Here is a 22,457-nt window from a genome sequence, read left to right on the forward strand (position 1 = left end):
CGTGCGCGAAAGAGTGCGGGCGCGGATGTTTTCCTACAATGGAACGACGATGTACGACTTGCTGAAAACCATCGACGACCCGGCGGATCTGCGCCGTCTCGATCGTCGCCAACTGCAGCCGCTCGCCGACGAGCTGCGCGCGTTCGTTCTCGATAGCGTATCGAAGACGGGCGGCCACTTGTCGTCCAATCTCGGCACGGTCGAGCTGACGATTGCGCTGCATTACGTGTTCGACACGCCGAGTGACCGGATCGTCTGGGATGTCGGCCACCAGACCTATCCGCACAAGATCCTGACCGGCCGCCGCGACGGCATGAAGACGCTGCGCCAGTTCGGCGGCATCTCCGGCTTTCCGCGCCGTTCGGAGTCCGAATACGATACGTTCGGCACCGCGCATTCGAGCACGTCGATCTCGGCCGCGCTTGGGATGGCGATCGGCAACAAGCTGAACGGCGAGCGCGACCGGTTTTCGATCGCGGTGATCGGTGACGGCGCGATGACGGCCGGCATGGCGTTCGAGGCGATGAACAACGCCGGCGTGTCCGAGGACGCGAAGCTCCTCGTGATTCTGAACGACAACGACATGTCGATCTCGCCGCCCGTCGGCGCGCTGAACCGCCACCTCGCGCGGCTGATATCGGGCCGCTTCTACGCGGCCGCGCGCGCGGGCGTCGAGCGGGTGCTGAGCGTCGCGCCGCCGATGCTCGAGCTTGCGCGCAAACTCGAGGAACATGCGAAGGGCATGGTCGTGCCCGCGACGCTGTTCGAGGAGTTCGGCTTCAATTACATCGGCCCGATCGACGGTCACGATCTCGATTCGTTGATCCCGACGTTGCAGAACATCAAGGATTTGCGCGGCCCGCAGTTTCTGCACGTCGTCACGAAGAAAGGGCAGGGCTACAAACTCGCGGAAGCCGATCCGGTGCTTTACCACGGCCCCGGCAAGTTCAATCCGGCTGAAGGGATCAAGCCGTCGACGGCGCCTGCCAAGAAGACCTACACGCAGGTGTTCGGCGAATGGTTGTGCGATGCGGCGCAGCTCGATGCGCGCGTGGTCGGCATCACGCCGGCGATGCGCGAGGGCTCGGGGCTCGTCGAATTCGAAAAGCGCTTCCCGGATCGCTATTACGACGTCGGTATCGCCGAGCAGCACGCGGTGACGTTCGCGGCCGGTCTCGCGACCGAAGGGCTGAAGCCGGTCGTCGCGATCTATTCGACGTTCCTGCAGCGCGCCTATGATCAATTGATTCATGACGTCGCGCTGCAGAATCTGCCCGTCGTGTTCGCGATCGATCGCGCGGGCCTCGTCGGTGCGGATGGCGCAACGCACGCGGGTGCATACGATCTCGCGTTCTTGCGCTGTATTCCGAACATGACGGTGATGGTCGCCTCGGATGAGAATGAGTGCCGCCAGATGTTGCACACGGCGCTGCAGCAGCCGAATCCGACCGCCGTGCGCTACCCGCGCGGTGCGGGCACGGGCGTGGCCACCGTCAAGGAATTCACCGCGATTCCGGTCGGCAAGGGCGAGGTGCGGCGTCGTACAGCGCAGCCGGAAGGCAAGCGCGTCGCGATTCTCGCGTTCGGCACGATGGTCGCGCCGGCGCTTGCGGCTGCCGACGCACTCGGCGCGACCGTCGCGAACATGCGTTTCGTGAAGCCGATCGATGCCGAGCTTGTGCGCGAGCTGGCTGAAACGCATGATTATCTCGTCACGGTCGAGGAAGGTTGCGTGATGGGCGGCGCGGGCTCTGCGTGCGTCGAGGCGATGATGGAAAGCGGCGTGGTCCGTCCGGTGCTGCAACTCGGCTTGCCCGACCGTTTTATCGATCACGGCGATCCGGCGAAGCTGCTGTCGCAATGCGGCCTCGACGCCGACGGTATCGAGAAATCGGTGCGGGCGCGCTTTCCGGCCCATGCGGCGAGCGTCGCGAGCCAAGCGAAGCGCGTCGCGTAGGTGCCGCGCGACGCCTTTTTCCGGAAGAAATCCGAATCCACATGGGCCTGCGGGCCCATGTCGCATTTTTAGCGGTTGCGCTGCATGTGACCTCACGAGGATCAAATAAGATGAACCAAATGAATCCCGAATTTGCGATGCCCGACGTGCAAAGCACGGTCGATACCCGGCAGTTGCCGATTCAGCGCGTCGGCGTGCGTGCCGTGCGCCATCCGCTGACGGTGCGCACCGCCACGGGCGATACGCAGGCGAGCGTTGGCATGTGGAACCTCGACGTGCATCTGCCAGCCGATCAGAAGGGCACGCACATGTCGCGTTTCGTCGCGCTGCTCGAGGCGAACGACGCTCCGCTGACGGCCGATTCGTTCCGCGCGATGCTTGCAACGATGTTGGAGAAGCTCGAGGCACAGGCGGGGCGCATCGAGGTGTCGTTTCCGTATTTCGTGAACAAGACCGCGCCCGTGTCGGGCGTGCGCAGCCTGCTCGATTACGAAGTGACGCTGACCGGCGACATGCGCGGCGGCGTGACGCGGCTGTTCGCGAAGGTGCTGGTGCCGGTGACGAGTCTATGCCCGTGCTCGAAGCAGATCTCGCAATACGGCGCGCACAATCAGCGCTCGCACGTGACGATCGACGCCGAACTCGCTGCCGACGTGCCCGTCGAGGAGTTGATTCGGATTGCCGAGGAAGAGGCGTCGTGCGAGCTGTGGGGACTGCTGAAGCGTCCGGACGAGAAATTCGTCACCGAGCGGGCCTACGAAAATCCGAAGTTCGTCGAGGATTTGGTGCGGGACATCGCGAAGCGGCTCGACGCCGACGAGCGGATTGTCGCTTATGTGCTCGAGGCCGAGAATTTCGAGTCGATTCACAATCACAGCGCCTACGCGTTGATCGAGCGCGACAAGCGCTTGCTGGCGTAAATAGTACGCGCCGCGCTACGTCTTATGCTGCACGAGAAGGGCCGTTCATTGCGAACGGCCCTTCGTGTTTCGGGCGTGGTTTATCGATCGGGCGTCTGTGGGGGGCGCGCGGTTGTCATTGTCGAATGCCGTGCTGGGCGACCGCCGGCGTGCGGCGCATGCGCGCCGGTTGGCAGCGTGGCCGTTGCGTCATACGGCGATACGCGGACATGTCAGCAGCGTGTATCCGTTGCTGTCATGCCGGCGCGGTGAACGCCGAGTGCGGCCGCTGTCTCGGCCGCGCGGCGCCGGCATAAAAAAGAGCCGCCGGATTTCGTCTACCGCAAAGGGCGTTGCGCTCAATGCGCAAGCGAAGCCAGATCCCAGCGCGGTTTGACGGTGAATGCGTAATCACGGCTCGCCTGCGATGGCCAGCGCGCGAGCCGCAGCGCGCCCGCGAGCGCGATCATCGCGCCGTTGTCGGTGCAAAGCGCCAGGTCCGGGTAATGAACGTCGAAGCCGCATTTTGCCGCGGCTGCCGACAGCGCGGCGCGCAACTGCCGGTTCGCGCCGACACCACCCGCAACGACGAGCCGCTTGAGCCGCGTTTGCGTCAGGGCGGCGAGCGATTTCGCGACAAGCACGTCGACAGCCGCGTCGACGAAGCCACGCGCGAGATCGGCTTTCGCGCGCTCGAGTGCCGCGCCGCTCGTATGGGCCGCTTCGAGCTTCTTCATCTGCGTGAGCACGGCGGTTTTCAGTCCGCTGAAGCTGAAGTCGAGATCGCCGGAATGCAGCATCGGCCGTGGCAGTACGACTGCGCCCGGCGTGCCGGCCTCGGCAAGCTTCGACACCTCCGGCCCGCCGGGATAGCCCAGGCCGATGAGTTTCGCGGTTTTGTCGAACGCCTCGCCGGCTGCATCGTCGAGCGTTTCGCCGAGCGTCTCGTAGACGCCCACGCCGGTAACGCGCATCAGCTGCGTATGGCCGCCCGAAACGAGCAGCGCGACAAAGGGAAACGGCGGCGGTTCGGCGACGAGGAGCGGCGACAGCAAATGGCCTTCGAGGTGATGAATGCCGATCGTCGGCTTGTCCCACGCGAACGCCAGTGCGTTCGCGATACTCGCGCCAACCAGCAGCGCGCCTGCCAGGCCCGGGCCTTGCGTGAATGCGATCGCGTCGATATCTTCGCGGCGTGCGCCGCTCGCGGCAAGCACGTTCTCGAGCAGCGGCAGCGCGCGGCGAATATGGTCGCGCGATGCCAGTTCGGGGACGACACCGCCGTATTCGCGGTGCATCGCGACCTGCGAATGGAGCGCGTGTGCGAGCAAGCCGCGCTCGGCATCGTAGAGCGCAAGGCCGGTTTCGTCGCAGGAGCTTTCGATGCCTAGAACGAGCATGGTGGTGTTCAAAGGCCGCGAGCCAGGCGCGGCCGGGAAATCGACGTAACAGAAAAGTATACCAGTGCGCACGCGTAGCCTGCCCGTGCGCGGGGCGCCGGTGCGTCACGGGTACAATCCGCGCCATGGAAAATTTCGATATCGCAGTGATCGGCGCGGGCGCTGCCGGGATGATGACGGCTGCGGTCGCCGGCCGGCATGGCCGGCGCGTCGTGCTGCTCGATCATTCGCCGCGGCTCGCGGAGAAGATTCGTATCTCCGGCGGCGGCCGTTGCAATTTCACGAACCTGTACGCAGGGCCGGACAATTATTTGTCGTCGAATCCGCATTTCTGTCGATCGGCGCTCGCGCGCTATACGCCACGCGATTTTCTCGGACTTCTGAAGCAATACCGGGTCACATGGCACGAAAAGCATAAGGGGCAGCTATTCTGCGACCATTCGAGCGATGCGGTCATCGATGTGCTGAAGAGCGAATGCGAAGCGGGGGGCGTCGCGTGGCGGCGGCCGGTATCGGTGGAGGCGGTCCGGCGAGCCGAGGCCGGCGGTTTCGCGCTGGATACGAGTGCGGGCACGATCGCGGTGCGCGCGCTCGTCGTCGCGACGGGCGGGCTGTCGATTCCGAAGATCGGTGCGACCGATTTCGCGTATCGGATCGCCAAGCAATTCGGTCATAAGCTGATCGACACTCGGCCGGCCCTCGTGCCGCTGACGTTCGCGGCCGATGCGTGGGCGCCGTTCTCGGCGCTCTCGGGCGTATCGTTGGAGGCACGGGTGTCGACCGGGCCGAAAAAAGGCGGTGGCGAGTTCGTCGAAGATATCTTGCTGACTCACCGGGGGTTGTCCGGGCCGGGCATCCTGCAGATTTCGAGCTACTGGCGTCCGGGCGAGCCGATTCACATCAATCTCGTTCCGCAAATCGACGCGGCGGACGAATTGATCAATGCTAAAACGGGGTCGCGGCGGCAACTCGGCACATTGCTTGCCGAATGGGTGCCGGCGCGCGTTGCCGACGCGTGGCTCGTGGCGGCGCGCGTGCGTGCTGATGCGCGCATGGCCGACCTGCCCGACAAGACACTGCGCGCGCTCGGCGGCGCGTTGTCGCGCTGGACGCTCACGCCGGACGGCACCGAAGGCTACCGGAAGGCGGAGGTGACGAAAGGCGGGGTCGATACGCGCGAACTGTCGTCGGCGACGATGATGAGTGCACGGGTGCCGGGCCTCTTTTTCGTCGGGGAGGCGCTCGACGTGACGGGCTGGCTCGGTGGCTACAACTTCCAGTGGGCGTGGGCGTCGGGCGTTGCGGCAGGGCGGGCCGCTGCGGACTTCACTCGAGACTTGACGGATTAGTGCGTTTGTGCGCAGCCTCTGCTATACTCAAAAGTCCTTTTCCCGCAATACAATATTTTGTGACGGATCATGACGATCATCCGCGTTAAGGAAAACGAGCCTTTCGAAGTTGCGATGCGCCGCTTCAAGCGCACGATCGAAAAGAACGGTCTGTTGACCGAGTTGCGCGCACGGGAGTTCTACGAAAAGCCGACCGCGGAGCGCAAGCGCAAGAAGGCTGCTGCGGTGAAGCGCCACTACAAGCGCATCCGCAGCCAGATGCTGCCGAAAAAGCTCTACTGAGTATTCCTCGTGGCTTGCCAGGCGGCGTCTCGATGGCCGGCGCCTGGCGCGCGGGCCATCGATGCCCGAATTGCAAAAGGGCAAAGCGTGCAAACCCGCTTGGGAAAATGTCTCAAGCGGGTTTTTGTGTTGATGCCGCAAGGTGGCGGCGCGTGAGATTTTTCATACCGGGTGTGTGATGAGTTTGAAAGAGCAGATCAGCGAAGACATGAAGGCCGCGATGCGCGCGAAGGAAAGCGAGCGTCTTGCGACAATCCGCCTGTTGTTGGCCGCGATCAAGCAGCGCGAGGTCGACGAGCGCGTGACGCTCGACGACGCCGGCATTACCGCAGTCATCGACAAGATGATCAAGCAGCGCAAGGATTCGATCGGTCAGTTCGAGGCGGCGGGGCGTGCCGACCTTGTCGCTAAAGAGCAGGCCGAGGTGACGGTGCTTGCCGCGTATATGCCGGCGCAACTCTCGGAAGCCGAGGTGGCGGCTGAAGTGCAGGCGGCCGTCGAGCAGACAGGCGCGGCCGGCCCGCAGGACATGGGCAAGGTGATGGGCGTGCTGAAGGGCAGGCTGGCCGGGCGTGCCGATATGACCGCCGTGTCCGCACTCGTCAAGGCGGCGCTGTCGAAATAACCCCCGGCCGGCGCGACGCGCGCCCGCCTGTCAAACGGCTCTTATGGGCCGCGGCGGTGTGCGTCGGCCGGCGCCTCTTCCGATTGATTCAAAGGTGATTCCGCACTCATTTCTGCAGGATCTGCTGAACCGCGTCGACATTGTCGACGTGGTCGGCCGGTATGTGCAGCTCAAGAAGGGCGGCGCCAATTTCATGGGCCTCTGCCCGTTCCACAACGAAAAGAGTCCGTCGTTTACGGTCAGCCCGACCAAGCAGTTCTATCATTGCTTCGGTTGCGGTGCGCATGGCACGGCAATCGGTTTTCTGATGGAGCATGCGGGGCTCACGTTTCCCGAGGCCGTGCAGGAACTTGCGCAGTCCGTCGGACTTACGGTGCCGCACGAGCCTTCGCCGTTGCGCGGCGGCGGCGCGGGCGATGGTCATGCGCCCCCGCCTGCCGCATCGAAGGCGGTTACGGCCGCGCTGTCGGACGTCATGCAGACGGCGTGCGACTTCTACCGCAAGCAATTGCGCGGCGCGCCGAACGCGATCCAGTATTTGAAGCGGCGCGGCTTGACGGGTGAGGTCGCCTTGCGTTTTGGGCTCGGCTACGCGCCGGACGGTTGGCAGAATCTGGAGGTGGCGTTTGATGACTACCGCCACGATTCGCTCGTCGATGCCGGCCTCGTGATCGTCAGCGAGAAAACCGATGCGAGCGGCGTTGCGCGCCGCTACGACCGTTTCCGCGAACGGATTATGTTTCCGATTCGCAATGTGAAAGGGCAGGTGATCGGTTTCGGCGGGCGCGTGCTCGATGGCGGCGAGCCGAAGTATTTGAATTCTCCCGAGACGCCTTTATTTAATAAAGGCAGCGAACTTTACGGCTTGTTCGAGGCCCGGCTCGCGATCCGCGAGCATAAGTACGTGCTTGTCGTCGAAGGCTATATGGACGTGGTCGCGCTTGCGCAGCTCGGTTTTCCGAATGCGGTCGCGACCCTCGGTACCGCGTGCACGCCGATCCACGTGCAAAAGCTGCTGCGCCAGACCGATACCGTCGTGTTCAGTTTCGACGGCGACGCCGCTGGCCGGCGCGCCGCACGGCGTGCGCTGGAGGCGTGCTTGCCCTATGCGGCTGACAATCGGACGATCCGCTTCCTGTTCCTGCCCGCCGAGCACGATCCGGACAGTTACGTTCGGGAATTCGGGGCGGATGCTTTTTCGGAGCAGGTGAGGCGGGCGATGCCGCTGTCGCAGTTTTTGCTGAATGAGGCGATCGCGGGTAAGGAACTCGACCAGCCGGAAGGGCGCGCGAAGGCGCTTTATGATGCGAAGCCGCTATTGCAGGCGCTGCCCGCGAACGCGTTGCGCGCGCAGATCATGCACATGTTCGCGGATCGCCTCGGCATTGCATTCGACGAGGTCGCCACGCTGATCGACGTGGATGCGCGTATTGCCGCGCCGGCCCGTCAGGCGCCTGCGCGTAGCGATAGGCGGCGGGTGACGGACAACGAAAAGCGCGCGCTGCGCAATTTGGTGATGCATCCGCGCATCGCGGCGGTGCTCGACGATGAAAGCGTCAATACGCTGCGCATGCTGCCGAGAAATGGCGAATTGTTCGACGAAGTGATCGCTCATGCGCGCGCGCTGGGCGACGCAGCGGAGTTCCGGCTGCTGTCGGATGTATTACGTAATTCGGTTAACTCGGCCACGTACGACGAAATTTTCAAGGAAATTCTGGTCTATGATGAAAATGTCCGCGACTTGATGCTACAGAATCCGGAGGGCGATGACGCGCTGCAGAGCGGGCGCGAGCAGGAACGGATTGCTGCGGAGGAACTTCAGGCAGCGGTGCTCAAAATGCGCTACGACGCGTGCCGCGACAGGCTCAACACTTTGTCGAAGCGATCGACGCCCACTGCCGAGGAATTGGCGGAAATCAAGGACTTACATCACAACTTGGCAGACATGAAGCGAAGGCTGGGGTTGTAAACCGGCCGGGGAGGGGCTACCTCAACGTGCTATAATATAAGGTTTTCAGCGGTTTGTTTTCTGATCTGAGGTGAATTTCGCGATGGCAAAGACTACCGGCGGGGAAAAAGCGGCGGGCAAGGCAGCCGAAGCGGCCCTGAGGGGCCAGGCAGCCAAAACCGCGGCTTCTTCCGTGGAGTCGTCTTCGGCCGGCGCGACGCCTTCGGCGGGCAAGCAAACCGCGGCCGGCACCGCGAAGGCTGCGCCGGCGCCAGTGGTCAGCGCATCGCGGGCCACTGTGAAGTCCGGGGCGAAGGCGGCCGTCAGGCCGGCTTCGGCGCGGGCGAGTGCGAAAAGCCTCAGGGGAGCGGCAGCCGGGCAGGACGAAACGGCAGTTGCTCGATCCACGGTCCAACCGGCTGTAGTCAAGCAGCCGCGAGTCGATTTAGCCGGTACGGCGAACTCCATGACGAAAAAGCTGAACGAAGTATCCGTCGATGACGACGCAAACCAAAGCGACGAGCAGCAGCCTGTCGCTGCGGCGGGTAAGGGCGAAAAGGCCAAGGCGCGAGATCGCCGCGCGAAGGAAAAAGCGCTGCTGAAGGAAGCGTTCGCGACGAGCCAGCCCGGCACCGCCGAAGAGCTCGAAGAGCGGCGTTCAAAGCTGCGCGCGCTGATCAAGCTTGGCAAGGAGCGTGGCTTCCTCACGTATGCCGAGATCAACGATCACCTGCCGGACAATTTCACCGAGACTGAAGCGCTCGAAGGAATCATTGGCACGTTCAACGACATGGGCGTCGCTGTGTACGAGCAGGCGCCCGATGCCGAAACGCTGCTGCTGAACGACAACGCGCCTGCCGCGTCGTCCGACGATGAGGTCGAGGAAGAGGCGGAAGTCGCGCTGTCGACTGTCGATTCCGAGTTTGGCCGCACGACCGATCCGGTGCGGATGTACATGCGCGAGATGGGCACGGTCGAGCTGCTTACGCGCGAAGGCGAAATCGAGATCGCGAAGCGGATCGAGGACGGCCTGCGTCACATGGTGATGGCGATCTCCGCGTGCCCGACCACGATCGCCGATATTCTCGCGATGGCCGAGCGTGTCGCGAACGAGGAAATTCGCGTCGATGAACTCGTCGATGGCCTGATCGATCCGAACGCGGAAGATACCGACGGCTTCTCCGAGAAGGATGCCGAGGAAATCGAGGCGGAAGGCGAGGAAGCCGAAGAGGACGAAGAAGAGGAAGAGGACGACGACGACGGTTCCGCCCAGGCCACCGCCAATGCGGCCCAGCTCGAGGCGCTCAAGCGCGCGTCGCTCGAGAAGTTCGCGCTCATCAGCGAATGGTTCGACAAGATGCGTCGCGCGTTCGAGAAGGAAGGGTACAAGTCGAAGTCGTATCTGAAGGCGCAGGAAACGATCCAGAACGAGCTGATGTCGATCCGCTTCACCGCGCGTACCGTCGAGCGTCTGTGCGACACGCTGCGTGCGCAGGTTGACGAAGTGCGTCAGGTCGAGCGGCAGATCCTGCATATCGTCGTCGACAAGTGCGGGATGCCGCGCTCGGAATTCATCGCGCGCTTCCCGGGCAATGAGACCGATCTCAGTTGGGCCGAAAAGATCGCAAGCGAAGGGCATGCATACAGTGCCGTTCTGCTGCGCAACATTCCGGCGATCCATGAGCAGCAACAGCGTCTGCTCGATTTGCAGGCGCGCGTCGTGCTGCCGTTGAAGGATTTGAAGGAAACCAATCGCCAGATGGCGGCGGGCGAGTTGAAGGCACGCCAGGCGAAGCGCGAGATGACCGAGGCGAACCTGCGTCTCGTGATCTCGATCGCGAAGAAGTACACGAACCGCGGTCTGCAATTCCTCGACCTGATCCAGGAAGGCAACATCGGCCTGATGAAGGCCGTGGACAAGTTCGAGTACCGTCGCGGCTACAAGTTCTCGACCTATGCAACGTGGTGGATCCGCCAGGCCATCACGCGCTCGATCGCGGACCAGGCGCGCACGATCCGTATTCCGGTTCACATGATCGAGACGATCAACAAGATGAACCGCATCTCGCGGCAGATCCTGCAGGAAACCGGTCTCGAGCCGGATCCGGCCACGCTCGCCGAGAAGATGGAGATGCCGGAAGACAAGATCCGCAAGATCATGAAGATCGCGAAGGAGCCGATCTCGATGGAAACGCCGATCGGCGACGACGACGATTCCCATCTCGGCGACTTCATCGAGGACACCAACACGGTCGCACCGGCGGATGCCGCGCTGCATGCGAGCATGCGCGACGTCGTGAAGGACGTGCTCGATTCGCTGACGCCGCGCGAGGCGAAAGTATTGCGCATGCGTTTCGGTATCGAAATGAGCACCGATCACACGCTCGAGGAAGTCGGCAAGCAGTTCGACGTCACGCGTGAGCGGATTCGTCAGATCGAGGCGAAGGCGCTGCGCAAGCTGCGTCATCCGAGCCGTTCGGACAAGCTGAAGTCCTTCCTCGAAGGAAACTAAGCGCGTCTAATCGCGATTGCCGCCGCCGTGGCGTAAAAAATGGCGGCGGTTTATTCGTGAACGGTTACAACGAGCCCCGGCTTGTATGGCCGGGGCTTTTTTTGATCGGGGCTTTTTCGGCAATTGCGGCTACTATGCTTCGATACGAAAGATCCCTGTATTGCGCGAGCGTCGGTAGGGTACAATCTTGCGCTCTGGGCCTCTAGCTCATGCTTGGTTAGAGCAGCGGACTTGATCAGTGTTGCCCTACGGCCCTTGCGGGTACGGGCGGCACAACACGGGTTGCCGCAGAGTAAGTTCACTCTGCTTTGCGGTAGAACTGCTCAAATTCGGGGAAACCTCTGCTGCTAGGTGGTAGGTGCGCGGCGTGGCAATCCCGAGCGAAGCTCTCGATAGAGAGAACGTGTAGAGACTGGACGGGCAGGTCGTAAAGACAAGAGACAGTCCAGACCACAAACTCGAAAGGGGTGGCGAAAGCCATAGTTGGTAAGCATAATCCGTTGGTGCCGGGTTCGACTCCCGGGGGGCCCACCAAATATCTGTCTCGGGATGTTCGGAGACATCTGAAAACCCGCGTAGCTGAAAGGCTTCGCGGGTTTTTTGCGTTTAAGGGGGAAGTTGACCCTGACCCAATCGCGTCGACGGGGGCGCGGATCCCCATCTTATGTGCATGTTTCGTGATCGGGGGAATCGGCTTCGCTGTCTTTAATATCAACGTCAGCACGCTGCGCGCTGCGGCAAGGCCACCGGCGTTTCGATCGCGCATGACCGCCGGAGTGGTTTTTTTATCGTCGTGCCTTAATCCATTTGCGACGCAAACGATGGGCTTCGTCGTCGCGCACAGCGGCGCGACGACCGGCGTCGCGATTTCCGGTGCACTGATTCTGATATCGACGGCCCTTTTGCTCCGGAATGCGGACGCGAAGTCACTTCTAAAGCGCTCGGATGAGGAGCTCGCTGGCGCCTACGGCAAACTCTATCCGGCCGCGTTTATCGAACGTCAACCAATCGTGTGAAAGCCATCGATGAGCAGCCCCTTCATCCGTGGGCGGGCGCGTGCGGTTCGTCCGTGCTTGCATTAACCACGTCATGAACCACGATTAGCAGAGATGGACGAAACTAGCCGGATTGACTCGTTGTCGCATTGCGCAACGCATTGGGGCCTTGAAATCGAGCCGAAAGTCCGTTGTGCCACGCGAGCGACCATTGCATTCGGACGTCAGTGTCGCAGACCGGTCGTCTTGGAGATCATGCGCGGCGCAAGCGATAAGCCCATCCAATGCACTTTATATATTGTTTTCCCAGATCCGCAGACGCACCCTTCGCCACAACAGTATTGTTCGGCCTGTTACCCCTTACAGAGCATGCGCGCTTATCGAGACGGCCGGCAACGGTCGGTGAGCGATCTCTTGAGCCTCGACGCGGGAGAGCCCGAGTGTTTGCAGCAGGACACTCGCAGTCCGCTCCGGGAAGTCTTCGTTGCCGAATCCAAGTGTCCCAAATCCATGCGCCATAGGGCTGGAAGGTATGGCGAACTGCAAGTCTGCGGCAATCGCGGCGAGGACCGTGCCGCCAACAGAAAGAACGGACATCAGCGGATCCGCGACATCGAACCGTCCATCGGCGGCACCTTTCTGCACGTCCCGCAGCAGCCGCTGTCCGAGCCCTTGGCTCAACGCACGCGCAGATAAACCCTCCCGAATCAGGAATTGCCCCCAGACGGGTTCACGTCGCGCGCGCAGCAACGTGTGTCGAACTGATACTGAAATGACCTCGGCGGGATCCAACAAATCTGCTGTGGCACGGTCGAGCGTATCGGCAAATTCCTCGAACACCCACTCCACGAGCGCTGCATAGATCGCTTCCTTCGATTCGAAGTGGTTGTAGAACGAGCCGAACCCGACATCGGCCGCCTCGGTGATCTCGTTGATCGCCACACCTTCCGCCCCTTTTTCCGACATCAGCCTGAGCGCCGCTTCAAGCAGCCGTGCTCGTGTTTCGCGCTTACGGCGGGCACCGCGCGGCTCGCGCTCCGGGGCGACGGTATCAGGCGTGCCCTCTGGCGCGCGCTTGCCCACGCGGGACTCGAATGAATTTGGCATGGCATCACAGTCGTGCATCGAATCTCAAGTATAGATTCAAACATCATTGTTGACAAAATTATCAGTTATGAGTTGAATATCATTTACCGGCCGAACCGAGCCGGACGGATCGCTCAATGGAGTGCTTGTGGAGACAAATGTGCAGCTGGATGCCGGCTCCGAGGCGCAGTTCGGCCTTGACCGGAAGGTCGTCGAAAATCTGCCTTCGGACGTCGATGTACTGATCGTCGGCTTCGGGCCGGTCGGAGCCGCGGCAGCCAATCTGCTCGCGCGCTACGGCGTGAATGTGCTCGTGATCGACAAGGCGACCGGCATCTACATGGCACCCCGGGCCATCGCCCTCGATAACGAGGCGTTGCGCATTCTGCAACTCATCGGCGTGACGGAGCACGAGCTGGAAACCGTGGCGATTCCTTGCGTGCGGATGCGTTCACCGCTCTTGGGAGAGTTTGGCAAGGCCAACACGCTGGGCAGCATCGACGGGCATCCGAAGCTCGTAACGTTCTATCAACCGGATCTCGAACGATGCCTGCGCCGCCGCCTGCAGCAATACGGCTGCGCGCGGGCGGCGCTCGGCGTCTCACTGCGCAGCATCGACTCGGGGCAAGAGGCGATAGCGGCGACGCTGGACCTGGGACAGGGATATACCCATAAAGTCCGGGCTCGTTACCTGGTCGGCGCCGACGGTGCAAGTTCACTCGTTCGTCAATTGATCGGGCAGGCATTCAAGGGCAAGACTTTCACGGAGGACTGGCTCATCGTGGACGCCCGCAACGTCCCCCGCCCGATCGACCACGTCGAATTCATTTGCGATCACCGGCGGCCGACGCCGCACATGGCGGCGCCCGGAGCGCGCGAGCGCTGGGAATTCATGCTGCGCCCCGGCGAGACGCGCGAGGAGATGGAGTCCGACGCGCGTATTCGCGAGTTGCTCGCGCCTTGGGGTAATGTCGACGACATGGTGATCGAGCGCAAGGCGGTCTACCGTTTTCATGCGAGAACGGTGAATGCGTTCAGCCAGGGGCGCGTGTTCCTGGCGGGCGACGCGGCACACATCACACCGCCCTTTGTCGGACAGGGGCTCGTCGCAGGGCTGCGCGACACCGCCAATCTGTGCTGGAAGCTCGCATTGGTCATAAGGGGGCACGCGGCGCCGCGAATTCTCGCCACTTACGACCAGGAACGGCGGCCTCATGTGAAGGCGATGATTCGATTCGCGAAGTTCATGGGGCGATTGGTGATGCCGCGTAACGCCGGCGTCGCGCTGTTCACGCACGGCCTGATGCGCGCAACTCGGCTCGTGCCGAAGTGGCGTGCCTATTTTGAAGAACTCCAGATCAAACCCGGGAACGCGTGCCGGCGCGGGCTCTTCGTTGCAGGCTGCACGAAGTCCGGATTGGTGCGTGGTGCGGTCTTGCCGCAGGGTTGGGTGCGTGGCGCAGATGGCCGGACCTGTCTGAGCGACGACGTCCAGGGCTCGGGTCTTACGTTGATCGGGTTTGGTCGCGACGCAGGCGCAGCACTCGACGACGGAACGGCTGCGGCGTTTGCCGCCGCCGGTGGATCAATCATCCAGATCGCACATCGCGGGCAGCGGTTGCATCTTGCGGCGAGCGGTAGTTGGGAGGATCTCGAAGGCGTGTTCTTGCCGCGCGCCGTGCCGTTCGGCTGGGCCGCCGTGGTACGGCCCGACCGGGTGGTCGTCCACGACGGACCGGCGAGCGAAGCGAATCGTCTGGTTTCCGAGAGCTTGGCTCTGCTCGGCACACCGATCGGCATGACGTCGTCCGTCGCCGAACCTGCCCAATCTTCTGCCTGAGGCCTTGGACATGCAACTGACTACACCGCAACCGGCTCGCCATGTGCGTCCCACAACGAAAGCGTCTGCGCTGGCATACCTGATTTTCGATCGTCCCGACCTTGCCAAAGCCGAGCAATTTCTGAACGACTTCGGGCTTCGGACCGTTTCGCGCGACAGTGAGCGCATGTTCCTACGCGGCACCGGGCCGGCGCCGTTTTGCTACGCTGTCCGAAAGGCGTCCAAAGCCCGCTTCGTCGGCTTTGGTCTGTCCGTGAATCGCATCGAAGATCTGCATGCGCTCGCGCGCGTGCCCGGTGCATCCGATGTCGAGGCGTCGGACTGGCCGGGTGGCGGGCATCGCGTGCGTCTCGTCGATCCGTCCGGCTTTCGCGTCGATGCTGTGTTCGGGCAAGCGCAGGCTGCCCCGTTGCCGCACCGGCCGCCTCTGCTGCTCAACACGACAGATGGCACCCCCCGCATCAACGACACGCAACGCCCGCCACAAGAGCCGCCGGAGGTGATCAAGCTCGGGCACGTGGTGCTGGAGCTGGCGGATTTCCAGCAAACCTGCGCGTGGTACACCCAGCATTTCGGTTTCATCCCGAGCGACGTGCAGGTGTTGCCCGACGGTTCGCCTGCGGTGACGTTCATGCGACTCGATCTTGGCGCGACGCCGGCGGACCATCACACGCTCGCGCTGGCTCAGGGCTTCGCGCCGCTCTACAGTCACAGCGCTTACGAGGTCGTGGACGCCGACGCGGTCGGCATGGGCCAGCGTGTATTGCGCGACAAGGGCTGGACACATGCATGGGGCATCGGGCGGCACATCCTCGGCAGCCAAATCTTCGACTATTGGCAGGACCCGTGGGGCGACAAGCATGAGCATTACTGCGACGGCGATTTGTTCACGTCCGAGTTGCCGATGGGGGTGCATGCGGTCAGCCGCGAAGCGATGTCCCAGTGGGGGCAGGCCATGCCGCGCAGCTTCACCAAACCCAAGTTCACGCTGGCCAGCGTAGCCGCGCTCGTGCGCAGTCTCCGGCGCAGTCCCGACGTGACGGTCGGCAAGCTGAAAACGCTCGCCAAGCTGTTCGCGTGACGCATTGCCGATTCGTCCAGTCATTCGAGGCACATTCATGTCATTGCACGTTCTGCATTACAAGCATCAAGGCCATGCCCAGTGGGGCGTCATCCGGCAAGGCGCGATCACGCCGATTCCGGGCGAGTTCGAGACAACGGCCGACTTCATCCGCGGGAACCGCATCGACGTATTGGCCGCACTGTCCGGGCCGACGATTCCGGAATCGGACGTGGAGTGGCTGTCGCCTATCACACGCAATCAGCAATTCGTGTGTCAGGGCGCCAACTATCGCCAGCACATGATCGAATCTGGCATGAACCCCGATGTAAAGACCTTCAACATGATTTTTACGAAGGCGCCAAGCTGCATCGTGCCGGCGGATTCGCCCGTCGTGCGGCCTCGACGAGTGCGCTTCCTCGATTACGAGATCGAATTGGGACTCGTGATGAAGCGTGACATCATCGCCTGTCAGACGATCACTGACGCGAATCTGCACGAGTACCTTGCCGGCGTCGTCATCGTGAACGACTATTCGGCCCGTGACGTGCAGATCCCGGAGATGCAGTTCTACAAAGGCAAGAGTTACCGGACGTTCGGCCCGGTCGGCCCTTACCTGTGCATGCTGGAGGCGCGCGACATCCCGAAGCTTCGTGCGCTCGACCTGACGCTGACGGTCAACGGACAGGTCCGGCAGAAGGATTCAACGGCCAATCTCGTCTATGGACCCGCCGCAACGCTAACCGAACTGTCGGGTGTGCATGACCTGCATGTCGGCGACCTGATTGCGACCGGCACACCGTCCGGTTGTGCGTTAAGCGTTCCGTCGCCAGCGAAGCAGCGAATCGCGGCGCTGCTGCCCGAGGCTGCCAAGTGGCGCATGTTCATGAAAATTCAGGCAGGAAGAAGCCAGTATCTACGGAGCGGAGACATCGTCGAAGCGCGCATCGCCAGCGCGGACGGGCTGATCGATCTCGGCGTGCAACGCAATTGCATCGTGGACGAAGTCGCATGAACGGGATCGCCAATCAAGCGGACGTTGTCGCGATCGAGGCAAGCGGCCCGCCGGCGGATTTGCCGGCCAGCACATACGAGATGATCTGCCGCGGTGCCGCGCTCGATCCGTCCGCGCCCGCGCTGTCGTTCTTCCTGCGTGCCGACGATCATCGCAACGCGGTGCGCTGGAGTTATCGCGAACTGGTTCATGACATCACGCGCACCGCGAACTTTTTCGCACGCGTCGGCGTGCGCCGAGACACGGTGGTTGCCTATATCCTGCCGAACCTGCCCGAAACGCATTTCGTCATCTGGGGCGGCGAGGCGGCAGGCATCGTCTGCGCGATCAACCCGCTTCTGGAGCCGGCTGCAATTGCCGAATTGCTGAACGCGGCGAAGGTGGAAGTACTCGTGACGCTGGCGCCGTTTCCCGGCACCGATCTCTGGCCGAAAGTGCAGCCGGTGCTCAACCGAGTCGGTACGCTGCGGCATCTGGTGCTCGTTAATCTGGCTGATCGCGTGCGCGGGCCGAGACGATTCGTGGCGCGCCTGTTGCAGCTGCGGGAGTGCGCGAGGCTGCACGGCTCGGGCGGTGTTCGGAGCGCGGTGCCCGCGCAAATCGGCCTCCACGACTTCGGCCGGTCGATCGCACGTGAGTCGGAGGTGGCACTCGACAGCGCTCGCCACTTCGACCCCGAGGATCTTTCGTCGTTCTTCTGTACTGGTGGCACGACCGGATTGCCGAAGATCGCAATGCGCCGCCACGGCAACGAAGTTGCCAATGCGTGGAGTGTCGGCCAGTTCTTCGGCGCCGGTATCGGCCCCGGCAAGACGATTTTCTGCGGCCTGCCGTTGTTCCACGTCAATGCCGTTCTGGCGACCGGGCTCGTGCCGTTCTCACGCGGAGCCCACGTCGTGCTGGGCACGCCGCAGGGGTATCGCGGTGAAGGTGTCGTCCGGCGTTTCTGGGAACTGGTCGAGCACCATCGCATCAACTTCTTCAGCGGCGTGCCCACGCTCTATGCGTCACTGCTCGACGTGCCGATCGGCGACAGACACATCGGTTCTCTCGAATACGGGCTGTGTGGCGCGGCCCCGATGCCGATCGAGGTGCTCCGCACATTCCAGGAGCGGACCGGGATCCGGATTCTCGAAGGTTACGGACTCACGGAAGGGGCGTGTGTAAGCAGCGTGAACCCGCCGTTCGGTGAGCGCCGCCTAGGATCGATTGGGTTGCGCATCCCAGGCCAGATGATGAAAGCCGTCGTTATCGACGACGACGGCCGTTACCTCCGCGACTGCGTCCCGGGTGAAGTCGGCCTGCTCGTGATCGCCGGCCCGAACGTCTTTGCCGGTTACGTACAGCCGGAACAAAACCGGGATCTCTGGGTGGAGCTCGGCGATGGTCGCCGCTGGCTGAACACGGGCGACCTTGGGTGTTGCGACGAAGACGGCTATTTCCGCCTCACCGGCCGCAAAAAGGATCTGATAATCCGAGGCGGTCACAACATCGATCCAGCGACGATTGAGGCGCCTCTACATCGCCATCCTGCGGTTCAGATCGCCGCAGCCGTCGGTCGACCCGACGCGCATGCCGGCGAGTTGCCGGTGGCGTATGTGCAGCTCAAGGCGGGCGCACGTGCGTCCGAAGATGATCTCGCGGAATTCATGCGCGCAGAAATCGGCGAACGAGCCGCACTACCGAAGCAGATCCGGATCGTCGACGCGATGCCATTGACGGCCGTAGGAAAGATCTTCAAACCGGAGTTGAAGCGACGGGAAACTGCCGACGCGCTTCGCTCCGCACTCTACGCAGCCGGCATGACCAATGCTCGTGTCACGGTCGAAAGCGATGCGCTGCGCGGTGTATCGGTACAGGTCGCCCTTGTGGACCCGGCGCTAGAGGCACAGGCAAGTGCCGTGCTGGGGCGCTTTCCGTTCGCATTCACGATCGATACGACAGTGCAGTCTCCATTAGATGCACAACCTGACAACGGACGGACCGATCATGCTCGGAACCGATAATGCCGACATCGAGCGCACTCGCAACTGCTAATTGAGCGGCGACGCCGCCGCGCGCAAGCAAAGCCGATGCCTCCCTTGAGGTTTATATAGGCGGCTCATTGGTTCGACGCCGTCATTTTTTCAGGCATTAATTTAGTACTTCCAATTTAATTACGGAGGAGTGAAAGGCGGCATCGTATCAGATGACGCGTCTTAAATTGCGACAAGGTCAAAGACGGCCGACAGCGGAGATTCGATAAGGGCGCACTGCGAAACAGGTCGCTTCATCAATGGAAGGAGACAAGATGGGATTCAGGAAAACTGTCAGAACGGTTAGCACGGCGGCACTTGTATGTACCGCGTCGATTGCCAGTCACGCGAACGCGCAGTCGAGTGGCAAGCTGCAACTGGGAGTCGGCTGGCTGCATGTCATGCCGAAGGGAGACGCGGATCCGATTGTCGTCGAAAGTATCGCGGGTGCGCCGGCGAATCAGCAGCAGAGCGGGACTAGCGCTCACGCCGGCGTATCGGACGCCGCAAGCTTGATGGCGGAATACTTCGTTACAGACAATATTGGTGTCGCGTTCCTGGCTGGCACGCCGTTCACGACCGACCTGATCGGCAGCAGATCGTTGGCCTCGTTCGGGGTAATCGGCAAAACGAAGCCGCAGGCGCCTGTCCTCGAAGTGAGATATCACTTCCTTGCGGCCGATGCAAAGCTCAGGCCATTCGTCGGACTAGGCGTCAACTACACATGGTACTCGGACACGCACATCGTCAGTAGATCGTTCCTCGACGCGACGTGCGGCCCCGCCTGTTCGAGCCGCGCGTCGTTGAGTCCATCGTGGAACCCGACGTTCGAGTTCGGTGCGAACTATGCGTTCAGCAAGCATTGGTCGATCAACGCTTCGCTGTCCTACATCCCATTGTCGACCACGTTGACGACGAATGCCACGACCGCAACAGGCGTCGATATCGTGACAAAGATGCGTGTCAAGGTGAATCCGCTCGTTACACACCTCGACATCGCTTATACGTTTTAGCGTTCGCGGATTCTCATTGGTTGACCTTAGAGTCTTTCTTGATTTTCATGGGATTGGATCGCTGGCTGGCGGTCTGCTTGGCCGCACTATTCAGTAACGTTGATATCTCGCCAGTCAATCCACCACTCGTGCTTAGCACGAATTGGACAATCTCGCGGCGCGTGAGAAACGATGGTTTGCGATCTTGCCGCACAAGAGCTCCTGCAACGTATCGAATTCCGAATGTCGACCTTTGAAAGGCACAAAACGGATTGACGGCAATTACCCAACATGAACATGAGGCGTCGAGGTTATGCGGTGCCGCTCGGGCATGCGTCGCTCGGCGCGGCGCTGATCTACCCGGTGTACGGCAAAGCCAGAATGTACATTCTGGGAATACCCGTTACAGGCAAGCACCGCGAGATCGCGCTCGGAGACCTGCAGAAGCGATGGAGGATGAGTTTACCGGCGCATAGCTGTTTGGACCGGCCGGCCTTTCGTCAGCCTCTTCGAGCCGTAATCCACGGCAACCGAGAGGTCGGCATGAGCGGCAAGCGTACACGGATGAGTTCAACGTTGAGGCTGTTAAACAGGTAACCGAGCGGGACCACTCGGTGGCCGACGTGGCGAAGCGTCTGGCCATCGCGACATATAGCCCGTATGCCTGACAAGCGAAGTTCGGTAAGCCCGATGAAACGCACCGCCGCCGTGTGCTCCGGCTGATGAAGCGTGAAGCTCTGCGTGCATAGGTTGCCGCGCCCCGCGAAACGCCCGAGACGGCGCGGCAACGAAGCGGCATTCAAGTCATGGCGCGAGCCGCGTGAAGACGTAATCGTGATTCTTCACGCGCGTCTGATGGCACGCGAAGCAGGTCTGATGCTGACCGATATCGGCGGGCGTGCCGTTGACGAAGCGCCCGAACCCCCATCCGCCCGTTGATGGATAGCGACGCGAATCCTTCACCATTACCTGCACGGTCGTCGCCTGGCCGGGCACTGTCGCCGTCGGCAATTCGTCGGACTGCTTGCGTTTGTAGGCGAGCTTGACGAGGATCGTGCCGTCCGGGAACGGCAACGTTGCCTGCTCGAGCGCGCGGATCGCGACCGGATTGCCGAGCACCACGCGCAATTCGTCGAGCGGTGCGGCTTCTTCGGCAGGCGCGACCATTTCCCATTTCCGATAGCCGGACGGAATCGTTACGCCGTAGATCGGCGACGTGGCCGGTTTCGACGAGCCGGCGCGCGCGGCCGGACCGCTCGCCGCAAGCGTGCCGGCCAGCAGCGCGACCGCCGCGAGCGCGCGAGCCGAACTGCGAAGCCCGATATTGATTGCCGGGCGCATCATAGATGCTCCACCTGCAGGATCGCATCGGCGAACGCCTGCGGCGCTTCCTGCGGCAGGTTGTGGCCGATGCCGCCGCTAATCGTGCGATGCTGGTAGCGGCCTGTGAATTTCTTCGCATACGCGGCGGGCTCCGGATGAGGCGCGCCATTCGCGTCGCCCTCCATCGTGATCGTTGGCACCGTGATCGTCGGTCCGGCGGCAAGACGCCGTTCGATTTCGTCGTATTGCGCTTCGCCGTTCGCGAGCCCGAGGCGCCAGCGATAGTTGTGAATCACGACGGCTACGTGATCGGGATTACGGAACGCCGCCGCAGTGCGCGCATAGGTTGCGTCGTCGAACTGCCATTTCGGCGACGCGAGCTGCCAGATGAGCCTGTTGAACGCATCGCGGTTTTCTGCATAGCCGAGCGCGCCGCGCTCGGTCGAGAAGTAGAACTGGTACCACCATTGCCATTCCGCCTTCGGCGGCAGCGGCTTGCGATTCGCCTCCTGGCTGCCGATCAGATAGCCGCTCACCGATACCAGCGCCTTGACACGCTGCGGCCATAGCGCCGCGATGATATCGGCAGTGCGCGCGCCCCAATCGTAGCCGCCGAATACGGCGCGATCGATTTTCAACGCGTCCATCAGCGCGACGATGTCGGCGGCCGTCGCCGCCTGCTGACCGTTGCGCGGCGTATCCGGCGAAGCGAACGTCGTCGAGCCGTAGCCGCGCAGATACGGGACGATCACGCGATAGCCGGCGGCCGCGAGCAGCGGTGCGACATCGGCGTAGCTATGGATGTCGTAGGGCCAGCCATGCAGCAGAAACACGGCCGGGCCGTCCTTCGGACCGGATTGTGCATATCCCACGTTCAGCACGCCTGCGCTGATCTGATGGATCGTGTCGAACGACGCGCTGCCGCCGCTCGCGCGATTCGTCCGCGGCTCGTCGGCCGTCGATTGCGCACGGGCCGGACTGCCGAATCCCAGTTCAGCAAGGTTCAGGCCGGCCAGCGTCGTGCCTAGGATCAGGCGGCGTCGGGTATTCACGGCATCGGGCATGATTCGTGTCAACGTCGGACGTAATTTCCCCAGAAGTGTCGAAGTAAAATTCCCCCACCCTGTTCGGACGGTGATCAGCCGGCGATGTGATCGGA

The 22,457-nt window shown here is 62.3% G+C and carries 18 protein-coding genes and 1 pseudogene; 14 read left to right on the plus strand and 5 right to left on the minus strand.

Annotated features, from left to right (window positions below):
• The first annotated feature begins 49 nt into the window (after positions 1 to 49).
• Positions 50 to 1,957, plus strand: a complete 1,908-nt coding sequence (gene dxs / locus BSIN_RS07245; protein WP_089340003.1) for a 1-deoxy-D-xylulose-5-phosphate synthase — start codon at positions 50 to 52, stop codon at positions 1,955 to 1,957.
• 110 nt (positions 1,958 to 2,067) lie between these two features.
• Positions 2,068 to 2,877, plus strand: a complete 810-nt coding sequence (folE2, locus tag BSIN_RS07250; RefSeq protein WP_089339982.1) for a GTP cyclohydrolase FolE2 — start codon at positions 2,068 to 2,070, stop codon at positions 2,875 to 2,877.
• 338 nt (positions 2,878 to 3,215) lie between these two features.
• Here the strand turns inward: folE2 and tsaD are convergent, their stop codons facing one another.
• The gene (gene tsaD / locus BSIN_RS07255; RefSeq protein WP_089340004.1) at positions 3,216 to 4,256 is read right to left on the minus strand and encodes a tRNA (adenosine(37)-N6)-threonylcarbamoyltransferase complex transferase subunit TsaD; all 1,041 of its coding nucleotides are present in this window, start codon (positions 4,254 to 4,256) and stop codon (positions 3,216 to 3,218) included.
• Positions 4,257 to 4,381: 125 nt separating this feature from the next.
• Between tsaD and BSIN_RS07260 the strand changes: the two genes are divergently transcribed.
• The 4 genes from BSIN_RS07260 to dnaG all read left to right on the plus strand — a co-directional run bounded on the left by BSIN_RS07260 (position 4,382) and on the right by dnaG (position 8,481).
• On the plus strand, positions 4,382 to 5,605 hold the full coding sequence (locus BSIN_RS07260) for a BaiN/RdsA family NAD(P)/FAD-dependent oxidoreductase (protein ID WP_089339983.1): 1,224 nt from the start codon (positions 4,382 to 4,384) through the stop codon (positions 5,603 to 5,605).
• Between the two features lie 69 nt (positions 5,606 to 5,674).
• A complete protein-coding gene (gene rpsU / locus BSIN_RS07265; RefSeq protein WP_004190342.1) occupies positions 5,675 to 5,887 on the plus strand; it encodes a 30S ribosomal protein S21 in 213 nt (70 codons plus the stop codon).
• A gap of 178 nt (positions 5,888 to 6,065) precedes the next feature.
• Entirely contained in the window at positions 6,066 to 6,512 is a 447-nt protein-coding gene (locus BSIN_RS07270) for a GatB/YqeY domain-containing protein (protein ID WP_089339984.1), read from the plus strand.
• Positions 6,513 to 6,606: 94 nt separating this feature from the next.
• On the plus strand, positions 6,607 to 8,481 hold the full coding sequence (dnaG, locus tag BSIN_RS07275; protein ID WP_089339985.1) for a DNA primase: 1,875 nt from the start codon (positions 6,607 to 6,609) through the stop codon (positions 8,479 to 8,481).
• 45 nt (positions 8,482 to 8,526) lie between these two features.
• On the opposite strand, the gene BSIN_RS07280 is transcribed toward dnaG, so the two are convergent.
• On the minus strand, positions 8,527 to 8,868 hold the full coding sequence (locus BSIN_RS07280; RefSeq protein ID WP_089340005.1) for a hypothetical protein: 342 nt from the start codon (positions 8,866 to 8,868) through the stop codon (positions 8,527 to 8,529).
• On the opposite strand from BSIN_RS07280, the gene rpoD reads away from it, so the two are divergent.
• Together rpoD and BSIN_RS25195 are read left to right on the plus strand one after the other, a co-directional pair.
• Positions 8,759 to 10,972 (plus strand): RNA polymerase sigma factor RpoD, encoded by a 2,214-nt coding sequence (gene rpoD / locus BSIN_RS07285; protein WP_245637152.1) that lies wholly within the window; start codon positions 8,759 to 8,761, stop codon positions 10,970 to 10,972. The genes BSIN_RS07280 and rpoD overlap by 110 nt on opposite strands.
• Positions 10,973 to 11,649: 677 nt before the next feature.
• A complete protein-coding gene (locus BSIN_RS25195) occupies positions 11,650 to 11,988 on the plus strand; it encodes an MFS transporter (protein ID WP_143757374.1) in 339 nt (112 codons plus the stop codon).
• A 339-nt stretch (positions 11,989 to 12,327) separates the two neighbouring features.
• On the opposite strand, the gene BSIN_RS07300 is transcribed toward BSIN_RS25195, so the two are convergent.
• Entirely contained in the window at positions 12,328 to 13,074 is a 747-nt protein-coding gene (locus BSIN_RS07300) for a TetR/AcrR family transcriptional regulator (RefSeq protein WP_069235558.1), read from the minus strand.
• Positions 13,075 to 13,213: 139 nt separating this feature from the next.
• Here BSIN_RS07300 and BSIN_RS07305 point away from each other — a divergent pair, with 139 nt between their 5' ends.
• The 6 genes and pseudogenes from BSIN_RS07305 to BSIN_RS24925 all read left to right on the plus strand — a co-directional run.
• Positions 13,214 to 14,893, plus strand: a complete 1,680-nt coding sequence (locus tag BSIN_RS07305) for a bifunctional 3-(3-hydroxy-phenyl)propionate/3-hydroxycinnamic acid hydroxylase (RefSeq protein WP_089340006.1) — start codon at positions 13,214 to 13,216, stop codon at positions 14,891 to 14,893.
• A 10-nt stretch (positions 14,894 to 14,903) separates the two neighbouring features.
• Positions 14,904 to 15,974: a VOC family protein gene (locus tag BSIN_RS07310; RefSeq protein ID WP_089339988.1), complete on the plus strand. Its 1,071-nt coding sequence runs from the start codon at positions 14,904 to 14,906 to the stop codon at positions 15,972 to 15,974.
• A 37-nt stretch (positions 15,975 to 16,011) separates the two neighbouring features.
• Positions 16,012 to 16,968: a fumarylacetoacetate hydrolase family protein gene (locus tag BSIN_RS07315; RefSeq protein ID WP_089339989.1), complete on the plus strand. Its 957-nt coding sequence runs from the start codon at positions 16,012 to 16,014 to the stop codon at positions 16,966 to 16,968.
• Positions 16,965 to 18,974 carry an acyl-CoA synthetase gene (locus tag BSIN_RS07320; protein ID WP_089339990.1) on the plus strand — a complete coding sequence of 670 codons (2,010 nt, stop codon included), beginning with the start codon at positions 16,965 to 16,967 and terminating at the stop codon, positions 18,972 to 18,974. Before BSIN_RS07315 ends, BSIN_RS07320 begins: the two co-directional genes overlap by 4 nt.
• A 284-nt stretch (positions 18,975 to 19,258) precedes the next feature.
• A complete protein-coding gene (locus tag BSIN_RS07325) occupies positions 19,259 to 19,996 on the plus strand; it encodes an OmpW/AlkL family protein (RefSeq protein ID WP_089339991.1) in 738 nt (245 codons plus the stop codon).
• Between the two features lie 536 nt (positions 19,997 to 20,532).
• Positions 20,533 to 20,637: pseudogene (locus BSIN_RS24925) on the plus strand (hypothetical protein); the annotation flags it as partial.
• A 142-nt stretch (positions 20,638 to 20,779) separates the two neighbouring features.
• On the opposite strand, the gene BSIN_RS07335 reads toward BSIN_RS24925, so the two are convergent.
• Positions 20,780 to 21,316 carry a cytochrome P460 family protein gene (locus tag BSIN_RS07335; protein WP_089340007.1) on the minus strand — a complete coding sequence of 179 codons (537 nt, stop codon included), beginning with the start codon at positions 21,314 to 21,316 and terminating at the stop codon, positions 20,780 to 20,782.
• Positions 21,316 to 22,362: an alpha/beta fold hydrolase gene (locus tag BSIN_RS07340; RefSeq protein ID WP_089339992.1), complete on the minus strand. Its 1,047-nt coding sequence runs from the start codon at positions 22,360 to 22,362 to the stop codon at positions 21,316 to 21,318. Before BSIN_RS07340 ends, BSIN_RS07335 begins: the two co-directional genes overlap by 1 nt.
• Positions 22,363 to 22,457: the final 95 nt, after the last annotated feature.

This window comes from Burkholderia singularis (genome assembly GCF_900176645.1).
Classification (GTDB): domain Bacteria; phylum Pseudomonadota; class Gammaproteobacteria; order Burkholderiales; family Burkholderiaceae; genus Burkholderia; species Burkholderia singularis.